This is a genomic window from Rhodoferax sp. (assembly GCF_028714215.1).
In the GTDB taxonomy this organism is placed as follows: domain Bacteria; phylum Pseudomonadota; class Gammaproteobacteria; order Burkholderiales; family Burkholderiaceae_C; genus Rhodoferax.
Window position 1 is genome coordinate 1 of sequence record NZ_JAQTMS010000058.1, and the last position, 12750, is coordinate 12750.

10 protein-coding genes are annotated in these 12750 nt (G+C 63.9%); 8 read left to right on the forward strand and 2 right to left on the reverse strand.

Going from position 1 to position 12750, the window contains the following annotated elements:
- Positions 1-342: 342 nt before the first annotated feature.
- Positions 343-963 carry a hypothetical protein gene (locus tag PHS32_RS20000; protein ID WP_301080897.1) on the reverse strand — a complete coding sequence of 207 codons (621 nt, stop codon included), beginning with the start codon at positions 961-963 and terminating at the stop codon, positions 343-345.
- A 369-nt stretch (positions 964-1332) separates the two neighbouring features.
- On the opposite strand from PHS32_RS20000, the gene metG reads away from it, so the two are divergent.
- The 8 genes from metG to PHS32_RS20040 all read left to right on the forward strand — a co-directional run bounded on the left by metG (position 1333) and on the right by PHS32_RS20040 (position 12198).
- The gene (metG, locus tag PHS32_RS20005) at positions 1333-3399 is read left to right on the forward strand and encodes a methionine--tRNA ligase (protein ID WP_301080898.1); all 2067 of its coding nucleotides are present in this window, start codon (positions 1333-1335) and stop codon (positions 3397-3399) included.
- Positions 3400-3414: 15 nt separating this feature from the next.
- Positions 3415-5418: a proton-conducting transporter membrane subunit gene (locus PHS32_RS20010; RefSeq protein ID WP_301080900.1), complete on the forward strand. Its 2004-nt coding sequence runs from the start codon at positions 3415-3417 to the stop codon at positions 5416-5418.
- Positions 5415-6338, forward strand: a complete 924-nt coding sequence (locus PHS32_RS20015) for an NADH-quinone oxidoreductase subunit H (RefSeq protein ID WP_301080902.1) — start codon at positions 5415-5417, stop codon at positions 6336-6338. The genes PHS32_RS20010 and PHS32_RS20015 overlap by 4 nt, the downstream gene beginning before the upstream one ends.
- A complete protein-coding gene (locus PHS32_RS20020) occupies positions 6338-6931 on the forward strand; it encodes a hypothetical protein (RefSeq protein ID WP_301080904.1) in 594 nt (197 codons plus the stop codon). Before PHS32_RS20015 ends, PHS32_RS20020 begins: the two co-directional genes overlap by 1 nt.
- Complete coding sequence (locus tag PHS32_RS20025; protein WP_301080906.1) at positions 6928-8361, forward strand: proton-conducting transporter membrane subunit; 1434 nt, start codon at positions 6928-6930, stop codon at positions 8359-8361. The genes PHS32_RS20020 and PHS32_RS20025 overlap by 4 nt, the downstream gene beginning before the upstream one ends.
- Positions 8358-9839 carry an NADH-quinone oxidoreductase subunit C gene (locus PHS32_RS20030; RefSeq protein ID WP_301080907.1) on the forward strand — a complete coding sequence of 494 codons (1482 nt, stop codon included), beginning with the start codon at positions 8358-8360 and terminating at the stop codon, positions 9837-9839. Before PHS32_RS20025 ends, PHS32_RS20030 begins: the two co-directional genes overlap by 4 nt.
- Before the next feature lie 172 nt (positions 9840-10011).
- Positions 10012-10761 carry a 4Fe-4S dicluster domain-containing protein gene (locus PHS32_RS20035; RefSeq protein WP_301080908.1) on the forward strand — a complete coding sequence of 250 codons (750 nt, stop codon included), beginning with the start codon at positions 10012-10014 and terminating at the stop codon, positions 10759-10761.
- Positions 10762-10785: 24 nt separating this feature from the next.
- Positions 10786-12198 carry a hypothetical protein gene (locus PHS32_RS20040; RefSeq protein ID WP_301080910.1) on the forward strand — a complete coding sequence of 471 codons (1413 nt, stop codon included), beginning with the start codon at positions 10786-10788 and terminating at the stop codon, positions 12196-12198.
- A 28-nt stretch (positions 12199-12226) separates the two neighbouring features.
- On the opposite strand, the gene PHS32_RS20045 is transcribed toward PHS32_RS20040, so the two are convergent.
- On the reverse strand, positions 12227-12742 hold the full coding sequence (locus tag PHS32_RS20045; RefSeq protein WP_301080913.1) for a formate hydrogenlyase: 516 nt from the start codon (positions 12740-12742) through the stop codon (positions 12227-12229).
- Positions 12743-12750 lie beyond the last annotated feature (8 nt).

The following is a 12750-nucleotide window of genomic DNA, read 5'->3' on the forward strand; positions in this document are numbered from 1 at the left end:
CAGCGTCACGTGTCAAACTCGATCACAACGTTGCGCTTCCAACTGGGCGTCGCCCTCGCAATCTCTCTGGGGCACTGCCCGCATTGCAGCTCAGTCGATCTCCATCTACGTTTGTGACACAGTAAGATTAGCGCAGCACTCCTTTACGGCGACGGGGGTTGCGAAGGCTTTACTGAAAACATAACGAGGCTGTGCAAGAACCATCAGACCCGCACCACTGGCCCAAAAGCAGTGGCACTCGACCTCTTGTTCGAAGTGAGTTCGTTGAATATGGCTCGATCTGAGAGGTCGAATCTTTGGTTTCACAAACGTTTTTCCATCAAAAGGGGTTCTTGCACAGCCTCAACGTTGGAACTGACCGGAGCTCAACACTCGCGGCGAAACCGCCTCCTGCAGCTGCCTTTCCGTGTCGATCGGCTTATAGGCGTCACCGTCCCTGCCCTGAGTGCGAAGTAGTCGCTCAACATGGTCCCGACACTCCTGCTCTTCTTTGCGAGCGAGCTCGACGAGGTAGCTATCAATAGCGGGCCCCGGGTCCACCGGAAAGAAGCGCGACGGTAGTGGAGAGACGACGTTCCCCACGCGCGCCGGATGAGCGCATTGATCGACGAGGAAAAGGGTATCGCCGCGTTGCGTGATTGGTTGATGCCGCGACTCTGGGTGAAACGGTGTGACGTCCACAAGACTCATGTCTCGTGATGAGTGCCACACGGCGTGATGCGTGGCTACGAGATAGTGGCCAAAGTCTGGTGCGAAGCGCAGCAGGAAGGTCCAGCCGTAGGTGATCTGACCGCCGTCCCGTTCAACTTTGGCTTGGACGTTGGCCAAGCAACTGGTATGCAGGGCCGACACTTCTGGCAGAAGTTTCGCCAAACCGATCGGACCAGCTGACCACGCGTGTGCGAAGCGACGAATGGCCGGGTTCGGATCGACTGGATCGCTCGAGATGTCGGATGGGTGCACTTGGTGAGGCCTAACAACGTGACGTAGCTCGTCGGATATTCCGGCAAACCCAGTTTATCCGCCCGGATAAGACCCAACAACCGATCGCCCGACGCCCGCCCAGCGACCCGTTTGACACTAGCCCCACAGGGCTTGATACCGTAAGCTCATCCATCTTTTTCACTCCCGTGAATCCCGTCGCTTGTCTTCCTCAATCCAGGCGTCTGCCGGACCCAGTGCGCGAGGTGTTGCGTTGCAGGCACTATAGCCTGAAAACCGGCCAAGCTGCACCGATCAATGACGCCACGCGGGCTGCCTGACCCCGGCCAACCAGGCCACCCAAGGTGCGCCGACTAAAATCTATCCTTTCGCCGAAAAACGCAGCCCCCCATGCCACGCCAACTGTTTGTCACCACCGCCCTGCCCTACGCCAACGGCAATTTCCATATCGGCCACATCATGGAGTACATCCAGGCCGATATCTGGGTGCGCTACCAGAGGATGATGGGCAACACGGTGCACTTTGTCTGCGCCGACGACGCGCACGGCGCGCCGATCATGATTGCGGCGGAAAAAGCCGGCAAGACGCCACAGCAGTTCGTGGCGGACATCGCGGCCGGGCGCAAGCCTTATCTGGACGGCTTTCACATCGGCTTCGACAACTGGCATTCCACCGACGGCGTCGAAAACCATGAACTGGCGCAAGCCATTTACCGCGACCTGCGGGCCAACGAACTGATTACCACCCGCGTCATCGCGCAGTTCTTCGACCCGCAGAAGAACATGTTTCTGCCGGACCGCTTCATCAAGGGCGAATGCCCCAAGTGCGGTGCCAAGGACCAGTACGGCGACAACTGCGAGATGTGCGGCGCGGTCTACAGCCCCACCGAGTTGAAGAACCCCTATTCGGCCCTGAGCGGCGCAACGCCGGTGCTGCGCGACTCGGAGCACTACTTCTTCAAACTGTCGGACCCGCGCTGCGTCGCCTTCCTGGAGAAATGGACGCAGGGCAGCAACGCACAAGGCCGGGCCCACCTGCAAAGCGAGGTCTACAACAAGATCAAGGAGTGGCTGCTGCCCGACGAGAACGGCAAGCGCGACCTGGGCGACTGGGACATCAGCCGCGACGCGCCCTACTTCGGCATCGAGATTCCGGACGCACCGGGCAAGTACTTCTACGTCTGGCTGGACGCGCCCATCGGCTACCTGGCGTCGCTGAAAAACTACCTGGGCAAGATCGGCGTGGACTACGACCAGTTTATGGCCGACCCGGCCACCGAGCAGTACCACTTCATCGGCAAGGACATCATCACTTTCCACACCTTGTTCTGGCCCGTCACCCTGCATTTCAGCGGCCGCAAGACGCCTAACGCGGTGTTTGTGCACGGCTTCCTGACGGTCAACAGCGAGAAGATGAGCAAGAGCCGCGGCACCGGCCTGGACCCGCTCAAATACCTGAGCCTGGGCATGAACCCCGAGTGGCTGCGCTACTACCTCGCCGCCAAGCTGAACGCCCGCAATGAAGACGTGGAGTTCAGCCCGGAAGACTTCATGGCGCGCGTCAACGCCGATCTGGTCGGCAAGTACATCAACATCGCCTCGCGCGCCGCTGGCTTCATTGCCAAGCGCTTCGACGGCAAGCTGGGCGCCATCACCGCCGACGGCGCCGAGCTGCTGACGCTGCTGCGCGCGGCGCAGACCGGCATCGAGGAACTGTACGAGGACCGCGAATACGCCAAGGCGTTGCGCGAAACCATGCTGCTGGCCGACCGCGTGAACGGCTACGTGGACGCCAACAAACCCTGGGAACTGGCCAAGCAGACGGGCATGGAAGCGCGCCTGCACGATGTCTGCACCGTCTGCATCGAAGCCTTCGCCGTGCTCACCGCCTACCTCAAGCCGGTGCTGCCGGCCCTGGCGGCGCAGGTGGAGACTTTCCTCAACATCGCCCCGCTGGCCTTTGGCAGCGGCAGCCAGGCGCTGGGCACGGGCCACCGCATCGGCGAGTACAAACACCTGATGCAGCGCGTCGACATCAAGCAGTTGGAAGCCTTGTTCGAAGCGCCCGCCGCGCCGGAACCCGAGAAGCTGCTTCCCGGTGGCGAGGAGATCGCCCCCACGATCGGCATCGACGACTTCGCCAAGATCGACCTGCGCATCGCCAGAATCGTCAACTGCGAAGCGGTGGAAGGCTCCAGCAAACTGCTGCGCCTGACGCTGGATGCCGGTGAAGAAAAGACACGCAATGTTTTCAGCGGCATCGCCAGCGCTTACAAGCCCGAGCAACTGATAGGCAAGCTGACCGTCCTGGTGGCCAATCTGGCGCCGCGCAAGATGAAGTTCGGCATCAGCGAAGGCATGGTGCTGGCGGCCAGCCACGCCGATGAAAAAGCCAACCCCGGCATCTACGTGCTGGAGCCGTCTGCCGGCGCGCAACCAGGGATGCGGGTGCGCTAGAAAGGCAAGATTTCAGTGAACGCACTTATCAGCGCCATCCTGGTCCTGCTGCTGGGGGCCGGCCTTTGTTTGCTCCCCTTGCGCAACACCACGCGCGCCGCCATCGGCGTGCTGTCGCAACTGATCGCCACGGCCCTGGTCTGGCGCACCGTGGCGCCGGTTCTGTTCGGCGGCAGCCCCTTGCAGGGCGAACTGGCCTGGTCCTACCCGGTCGGTCTGATGCGCATGCAGCTCGACGCGCTGGGCGCCTTCTTCCTGGCCTGGGCCATGCCCATGACCTTGCTGGGCAGCGTTTACGCGGTGGGCTATATGCGGCCTTTCTTCGACTCGAAGCGCCATCTGGGGGTGCATTACGCACTGCTGAACCTGACCTCGCTGTCTTTCATCCTGGTCTACACGGCGCAGCACGCGCTGGTTTTTCTGCTGGGCTGGGAGATTGCCGCGCTGGCCGCCTGGCTGCTGGTGATCTGGGACTTCACCAACCAGAAAGTGCGCTTCGCCGGTTTCAACTACCTGGTGTCGACGCACCTGGGGCTGATCTTTCTGGTGGCTGCGTTCATGATTTTGTACGCGCGTTCGGCCTCCTGGGACCTGGTCAGTTTCGGCCACTGGCTGAGCGACCATGCCGGCTCCGAGCGCAACCTGGTGTTCATGCTGCTGGTGGCCAGTTTCGGGCTCAAGTCGGCCTTCTTCCCATTCCATTCCTGGCTGCCGCGCGCCCATGCTGCCGCGCCGGCGCACGTCTCGGCGCTGATGTCGGGCGTCATCCACAAGGCCGGCCTGTACGCGCTGATCCGCTTCATGTTCCTGATCGGCAAGCCGGATGAATGGATGGGCTGGTTCCTGATCGGCTTCTCCGCCCTGTCGGCGCTGGTGGGCGCCCTCTACACGGTGGGCCAGCGCGACCTGAAGCGCTTGCTGGGCTACTCTTCGACCGAGAACGTGGGCATTGCCGGCATCGGCATCGGCGTCGGCTGCCTGGGCCTGAGCTGGGGCCAGCCGGCGCTGGTGGCGCTGGGCTTTGCCGGCGGCCTGATGCACTTGCTCAACCACGCCTTCTTCAAGTGCCAGTTGTTCTACGCCGCCGGCGCCGTCTACCAGGCCACGCACACCGTCGACGTCGAGCGCCTGGGCGGCCTGGCGCGCCTGATGCCCTGGACCGCCATCAGTTTTCTGCTGGGCGGCGTGGCGATCTCGGCGCTGCCGCCGCTCAACGGTTTCACCAGCGAGTTCGTGATCTATTCGGGCTTGTTCAATGGCGCTGCCAGCGGCGTCTGGGCCAAGGTGGCCTTGTGCGCTGCCGCCGCCCTGCTGGCTTTTGTCGGCGCCGTCTCGGCGCTCAGCATCACGCGCGCTTTCGGCGTCGTCTTTCTGGGCGCGCCGCGTGACGCCAGCGTGCATGCACCCAGCGAGGTCAGCCGCTGGATGTTGCTGCCCATGGGGCTGCATTCGCTGGGCGTGGTGGCGCTGGGCGTCATGCCGGTGCTGGGTTTCATGCTGGTGCAGGGCCCGACCGAAATTGCACTGGCCTTGCTGCCGGCGGCCAACAGCAATGTGCTGCAACCGATCAGCGACACCCTGGGCCGCATCGGCCTGATCTCGGGCGCGCTGGCGCTCGCCATCGGCTTGGTCTGGTGGCTGCGCTCGGTGCTCAGGCCCAAACCCGCCGCCAGCCATGTCACCTGGGGCTGCGGCTATGGCGCGCCGAGTCCGCGCATGCAGTACACCGGATCGAGCTTCTCCTGGGACTTCAGCAAGCGCTTTCGCGGCGTCATGGTGATGCTGCGCCGGCAGAAAGCGCCGGCCGGTTACTTCCCGACCGACAGCTACGTCATCACCGATTGCGTCGATGCGGTGGAGCGGCGCATCTTTTCGGTCATCAGCAACGGCGACGCCTCGGCCGAGAGCCTGTCCGGCAAGCTGCGCGAAGACGACACGCGCATCGCCTTCGCCGCCGCCCTGGTGGCCATTGTCATGATTGCCGCGCTGGTGGTGCTGACCGGAGGGCCGCTGCAATGAAGTCGCTGCTGCAACTGATCCACCTGCTGGCGGTGCTGGTGATGCCGATCCTGCTGGTCGGCCTGGTCAACCGCACCAAGTCGCTGTGGGCCGGCCGCAAGGGGCCGGGCCTGTTGCAATCGGGCTGGGATCTGGCGCGTCTGCTGCGCAAGCGTCCGGTCTACAGCACGGTCGCCACGCCAATGTTTCGCGCCGGCGCCTGGGTGGTGCTGGCGGCCAGCCTGCTGGCGGCCATGATCGCGCCCATCCTCGGTAGCCTGGCGCCGCTGCAGTTCAACTACGACTTCATCCTGTTCGCCTACACCCTGGGCCTGGCGCGCATCTTCCTGATGCTCTCGGCGCTGGATGTGGGTAGTTCGTTCGAGGGCATGGGGGCGGCGCGCGAGGCCTCCTTTACCGCCTTCATCGAGCCCGCCTTGTTCCTGCTGATCGGTGCCGCCACGGTGGCCACCGGCGACAGCAGTTTTGGCGCGCTGATCGGCCATCTGCACCACAGCGATGCCTTTGCCTGGCTGGCGCTGCCGGCCGTACTGGTGCTGTTCATCCTGTTGCAGGCCGAGGCGGCGCGGGTGCCGGTGGACGACCCGCTGACGCACCTGGAGCTGACCATGATCCACGAGGTCATGATCCTGGACCACAGCGGTCCCGAGCTGGCTGCCATGCAGTATGCGGGGGCGCTCAAGATGACCACTTATGCCGGTCTGATTGCGGCGCTGCTCAATCCCTTCGATGCCGCCACGGCGCCGCTGGCCTGTGTGCTCACCGCGCTGCTGATCATGGGCCTGGTGGCAGTGGCGGTGGGCTGCGTCGAATCGCTGACGGCCCGTTTGCGCATGCGGCTGGTGCCGCCCTATCTGATGTTGACATCTTTGCTGGCGGCCCTGTGCCTGGGCGCCGCCGGCTGGCTGGTGAGGTTCTGATGACTGTGCCCTTGATCATTTTTCTGGTGGCGGTGGTGGTACCGATCTTCTTCAGCAAGATCCGTTCGGCACCAGTCTGGCTGGTCATCCAGGCCCTGGCGCTGGGCTGGAACGGCCTGGCCCATCACGGCGAGCTGTCGCTGCATTCGGCCATCGCCTTCCTGGAGCTGCTGGTGTTGCGCGCCGCCATCGCGCCCATCCTGCTGCGCCGCGCGATCGACCAGCGGGCCGAGCCCAATCTGGACCTGATGCCGTCCAATCTGTTTGCCTGGGTCATCGCCATCACGCTGATCGTGCTGGCCTTCAAGTTCGGTGCCCCCAGCATGAGCGACCGCCAGGCCCTGACGCTGGGCGTGGTCGGCGCCACGGTGGCGGTGGCCTTGCTGCTGCTGTCCAACAACAACTCGCCACCGTCCCAATTGGTCGCCATGCTGGTGCTGGAAAACGCCATCGCCTTGTTTGAATCGACTTTTCCCGAGCCCTGGCCGTTGCCGGTGCACGGCGCCCTGAGCGCCATCTATCTGCTCACCGCGGGGGTCGGCAGCTGGCTGATCGCCACGCGCGACACAGTGGCCGTGGAGGACCAGACATGAGTCAGGCTGACTTGGTATTGACCCACGACCAGGCGGTGGCGCCGACGCAGCGCCTGTGGGTGGGGCCGGCGTTGGTGGTGGTCGCCCTGCTGACCCTGCTGCTCTGGAGCGGCGTCTTCGTGCAGACGCCGCTGTCCGAGATGCCGCGCTACTTCGCGCAGCGCTACTTCGTGCTGGACGCCACCTCCATGCTGTTCCTGCTGGTCATCAACAGCGTTTTCCTGGGCATCAGCGTCTACATGTCCTCGCGCGTCAAGACCTCCCGAATCCTGGCCGACAACATGCTGCCGCGCGCCGGCCTGACGCTGGCCTTCATGCTGGCGATGAACCTGGGCGTGATGGCCAACAACCTGCTGCTGCTGTGGGCCTTCATTGAGTTCACCACCTTGTGCGCGGCGCCGCTGGTGGCGCAAGGCGATGCCCGGGAGCCGCGCCGCGTAGCCTGGAACTACCTGCTGTATTCCAGCATCTCGCTGGCGCTGACTTTCCTGGGCATCATGTGCCTGACGCGCTCCGCCCAGTTGCACGGCTTCGAGATGAACTTCGCCTTCGACGAGATCGCGCGCTCGGTGCCGCTGGCCGGCGACAGTTGGCAGCGCCTGGGGCTGGCGCTGATGCTGTTCGGCCTGGGCAGCAAGCTGGGCCTGGCGCCGCTGTACAACTGGATGCCCGAAACCTACGAGGCCGCACCCACCAGCACCAGCGCGCTGCTGGCCGCCATCCAGTTCAACATCAGCGTGGTGGCGGTGTTTCGCATCCTGCACATATTCCGCGGCCAGAACGCCGGTTTCGTGTCGCACGAACTGCTGTTCATGGGCTGCCTGTCGCTGCTGGTGGCCGCCGTGCAGGTGATGGCGGCGCGCAGCTACAAGCGTCTGGTGGCCTACGCCTGCGTCAGCTCGTCGGGCGTCATCGCCATCGGCCTGTCGGTCGGCAAGTCGGCCGCTTACGGCGTGCTGCTCTACATCGTCAGCAACGCCTTCGTCAAGTCGCTGCTATTCCTGACGGCGGGGCGCTTGCGCGCGGTTTACGGCAGCAATGAAATCAAGTCGCTCAGCGGCGTCATCCGGGTGCTGCCGTTCTCGGGCCTGATGTTCGCGGTGGGCATCTTCGCGCTGCTGGGCTTCCCGCCGTTCGGCAGTTTTCTGGCTGAAATGCTGATCCTCTCGGGCATCGTGCAATCGGGCAACCTGATCGCATTCACCCTGATGTGCACCATGCTGACCATCATCTTCGTCGCCACCGGCCGCTCCATCTTTCCGATGCTGTGGGGCTCTTCCAACCGGCAGGGCCCGGCCTTGCAGGAAACCTGGGTGACGGCACTGCCCAAGCTGGGTTTTGTCTTCATTCTGCTGATGCTGGGCGTCTACACGCCGACGGCCCTGAGCCAGTTGCTGATTCAGGTGGCCCAGTCGATCGGAGGCCAATGATGCAAGGCCTGCCGCTGATCATGTTGCCGACGCGGGAAATTCCGCCGCAAGCGCTAGACGTATGGGCGCGCCGCTGCGCGCTGAAACTGGAGGCCGGCCAACGCCTGCTGACGCTGTTTGGGCGCGTCACCGAGGGCGACCAAGTGCTGACCACCGCCGTATTGCAGGACCAGGACGGCAACTTGCGCGTGCTGCGCGGTTGTGGTCAGCGCTCGGAATCCTTCCCCTCGCTGACTGTCCAGTACCCGGCCGTGCAGATGTTCGAGCGCGAGCTGTGGGAGCAGACCGGGCTCACCCCCACGGGACATCCCTGGCTGAAACCGGTGCGCTTCGAGGGAGAGCGCCAGCAGCGCATGAACGAGTACCCGTTCTTCACGGTGCGCGGACCGGAGGTGCACGAAGTGGGCGTCGGACCGATCCACGCCAGCGTCATCGAGCCGGGGCATTTCCGCTTCATGTGCCATGGCGAGAAGGTGCAGCATCTGGAAATCCAGCTCGGTTACCAGCACCGTGCGGTGGAGGCCTTGCTGTTGCAGCGCCCGCCGCTGGCGCTCGCGTCGCTGGTCGAAACCATCGTCGGCGACAGCAGCATCGCTTATGCCTGGGGTTACTGCGCTGCCGTGGAAGCGCTGTCCGATGCACCGGCCGGCGTGGGCGTGGAGCAGGTGCGCGGTGTCGCGCTGGAGCTGGAGCGCATCGCCATGCACCTGGGCACCTTGACCGGGCTGGCCACCGACATCGCCTTCCTGCAAGGCGGCGCCAGCTACGGGCGTCTGCGCACCGCCATCATCAACGCCTCCATGCGGGCCTGCGGCAGCCGTTTTGGCCGCGGCTGGCTGCGCCCGGGCGGCGTGCGCTGCGCCATCAACGAAGAATTGCAGCAGGACCTGCTGGCCACCCTGGCCGCTTTTGCCAGGGATTTCACGGAAGTCAACGACTTGATGCTGAGCGCCCGCAGCGTGCAGTCCCGGTTCCGGGGCGCTGGTGTCGTCAGCCAGAAGGCGGCGCGGGAGATCGGTCTGAGCGGGCCGGTGGGGCGCGCCAGCGGCGTCGCGTTCGACACCCGGGCCAGTCTGCCCGGGCGGCTTTACGCCAGGCATCCGGTGACGCTGATCACCGAGGACAGCGGCGACTGCTGGGCCCGTATGAAGATTCGCATGCGGGAGATCGAAGAGTCGCTGCGCTGGCTGCAAAAAGTGCTGCAAGGGCCCGAACTCAAGCTCGCCAGCGCCCAGCCCATGCTGGCCGGCCCGCTGGGCGCGGAGCGCTTGTGCGTCAGCGTGACGGAGGGTTTTCGCGGTCCGGTGGTGCAAGCGCTGGAGACCGGCGCCCACGGCCAACTGCTGCATTACAAGGTGCAGGACCCGTCGCTGCAAAACTGGTTCGGTCTGGCGCTGGCGGTGCGCGACAACGAGATATCGGACTTTCCCATCTGCAACAAGAGCTTCGATCTTTCCTACTGCGGCAACGATCTATAAGGGCTTGTTCACAAATAACATGCACATTTGGCTCGCCAGTTTTGGGCGCACTGCGTCGTTACAAATCGCTTGTGCAGCAGAGCTGCACGGCACGCTTTGCGCCTAGCATTGCATCCCAAATCTTGCGGCCAAATGCACAGCTTATTCATGAACAAGCCCTAAGGACACAACGGTGCTGAAATCAATCAAGGTCAGGGTCTCGCAAGGAACCCAGTACATCAAGGATCCGCGCGAGGCCAATCCGGTCGGGCTGCGCGGCAAACCGGTCATCGGTGCGACAGCCTGCGCGGTCGGCTGCGATACCTGCCTGGACGTCTGTCCGACCAAGGCCATCACGCTTGACCCGGTGCAGATCGATCTCGGTCGCTGCGTCCTGTGCGGCGACTGCGAGCCGGCCTGCCCCAGCCACAAGTTTTCGTTTAGCAATGACTTCAAGCTGGCCGGCACGGAGCGCGCCGCGCTGCTGCTGAGCGCCGGGCGGCCGGCACCCGATCCGGTCCAGGTATCAAAGGCCCTGTACCAACGTTTCGGCCGCTCGCTCAAACTAAGGTCCGTTTCGGCCGGCGGCTGCAACGGCTGCGAGCTGGAAGTGAATGCGCTGTCCAACGTCAACTTCGACATCGGGCGCTACGGCATCGACATCGTGGCCTCGCCGCGCCATGCCGACGGCCTGGTGCTGACCGGCCCGATCACGCGCAACATGTGCCAGGCGCTGCAACTGTGCTGGGACGCCATGCCGGAACCCAAGCTGGTGATCGCGGTGGGCGCCTGCGCCATCTCGGGCAGCCCGTTCGAAGGTGCGTCGGCGCTGGAGCGCAGCTTTCTGGAACGGGTCAAACCGACGCTGTACGTGCCCGGCTGCCCGGCGCATCCCCTGACTTTCATTTGCGGCATACTGGACCTGCTGGGCATCCCGAGTTGACCTGGCAGGGAGGTTTCCGTTGCCATGAAAAACATGTTTCTTGCCGCGCGCAAGGCCCTCAAGTGGCTGCTTGTCGCGGCCCTTGGGCTCTTGGTGTTGCTGCTGGCCTGCTGGTTTCTGTTGCCGGATGAGACACTGCATCCCGAGGCCCGGAAAATTCTGGCGGCGCCACCCAGCGTGCCACCGGACCAGAATGCGTTCTACCTGCTATGGGGTTTACCGGCTTCACCCGAGCTGGACCCTTTTCAGGTCGGGCGCCAAGTGGTAGCCGCTCAACTGGCGACGTTTCGCGAGAAAGGCCAGAGGGTGCAGTTTGACCCTGCTTCCTTCTATGGCGCCAAACCCTACCAGGGCCGCATCCCCTCCGGTCTTTACTGCGACTCGGGCCGCAAGACTGCGCATTGCCTGACGGCACTGCGAGCGCATCGCAGCGAACTCGATGCCCAGCGCTGGGCTCAGGACGTCTATGTCCAGCGCTACCGCGCCTTGCGCAACTATCCGCACTTCGAACAAACGATGACGCCCTCCCCGGCCGCGCCCCTGCTCAGCTGGCAGACGGTGTTGGCTTTATCCGAACTGGTCGATGCTTCCATTGCCTTCGACATGGAACAGCCCGAGCGGCGCGCCGCAGCCCTGGCGGAGTTGCAGGCAGAGATCGCCCTGTGGCGCCGCATCGGGCGCGAGGCCGATTTTTTGATCGACCGCACCATCATTACCGTGCTGCTGCGCAACAAGTACCGGCTGCTGTCGGAATTGCTCACCGAGTACCCGGCCATCGCCCATCAGAACCGCGAACTGGTGGCCCAAATGACGATGCCGCTGACGCTGGCGGACACCGACCTCAGGCGTGTCTTGAGCGGCGAGTTTCGTTACGGCGCACTCCTTTTAGAAAACATGGTGCAAGACTCGAAACAGGGGCGGCAAAGCGGGCTGGACCACGAACTACCCCGGTGGGTCGAAGAACTTGCCCTCCGGCTCTTCGTCAGGTCCAACGCCACCCTCAATCTGAGTTTTTCACGGCTGACCGAAAGCGGCAATTTTTACGCGCAAAGCGCGACCCAAATCGAGTCGCGCGCCGACGCATTTTTCAAAACCTATGAAGTCAGTTCCCTGGACCCTCGCCTGTGGTTGTACAACCCGGTCGGCAAGATACTGATGTCCTATCAAGGTTCGGCACTGCTTTACCACAGCCATAAGCTGCATGACCTGGCGGGCTACACCCGACTTGTGGAACTGCAACGGCAAATCGCGGCGGCGCACTTGCCGGGCGACAAGGTGGGCTCCTTCCTCACCAGCGTCGATGCCAGCCTGCGCGACCCGTACAGCGGACAGCCCATGACTTTTGACCCGGTCTTGCAGACGATTTCGTTCCGGCCCAGAAGCGAAGTAAGTGCCGGGGGCGATCCGCTGTCGGTAAAACTTGGTACGCAAATGTAGTTCGCAGCATCCCCCTGCGCTGGTGCGCTCAGGCGCGGCGCTGCACCGCTTCCAGGATGCCGCGCAGCAGGTCCAGCGGGGTCGGCGGGCAGCCGCGGATGACGGCGTCGACCGGGATCACGTTGGCCACCGCGCCGCTGGAGGCGTAGCTGGTGCCGAACTCGCCGCCATCGGCGCCGCAGGCACCGACCGCAATCACCAGCCTGGGTTCAGGCGTGGCGGCCAGGGTGCGGCGCAGCGCCTCTTCCATGTGGCGCGAGACCGGGCCGGTGACCAGCAGCATGTCGGCATGGCGCGGGCTGGCGACAAAATGCACGCCGAAGCGCTCGATGCTGTAGTAAGGGTTGTTCAGCGCCTGGATTTCGAGTTCGCAGCCGTTGCAGGAACCGGCGTCCACTTCGCGGATGGCCAGACTGCCGCCGAACAACTCGCCGATGCGCTCCTTCAACTGCTCGCCGATTTCGCTCAGCGCCGGCTCATTGAGCCGAGGCAGCGGCTCGGTGACGATACCGATGCGCTGGATTTTGGCGAGGATGCGCAGCATGGTGAAGT

What these genes read in the sequence shown, in the direction of transcription:
- PHS32_RS20045 (WP_301080913.1), bottom strand. Translation starts at nt 12,742, where the DNA reads ATGCTGCGCATCCTCGCCAAAATCCAGCGCATCGGTATCGTCACCGAG.
- PHS32_RS20020 (WP_301080904.1), top strand. Translation starts at nt 6,338, where the DNA reads ATGACTGTGCCCTTGATCATTTTTCTGGTGGCGGTGGTGGTACCGATC.
- metG (WP_301080898.1), top strand. Translation starts at nt 1,333, where the DNA reads ATGCCACGCCAACTGTTTGTCACCACCGCCCTGCCCTACGCCAACGGC.
- PHS32_RS20015 (WP_301080902.1), top strand. Translation starts at nt 5,415, where the DNA reads ATGAAGTCGCTGCTGCAACTGATCCACCTGCTGGCGGTGCTGGTGATG.
- PHS32_RS20025 (WP_301080906.1), top strand. Translation starts at nt 6,928, where the DNA reads ATGAGTCAGGCTGACTTGGTATTGACCCACGACCAGGCGGTGGCGCCG.
- PHS32_RS20040 (WP_301080910.1), top strand. Translation starts at nt 10,786, where the DNA reads ATGAAAAACATGTTTCTTGCCGCGCGCAAGGCCCTCAAGTGGCTGCTT.
- PHS32_RS20030 (WP_301080907.1), top strand. Translation starts at nt 8,358, where the DNA reads ATGATGCAAGGCCTGCCGCTGATCATGTTGCCGACGCGGGAAATTCCG.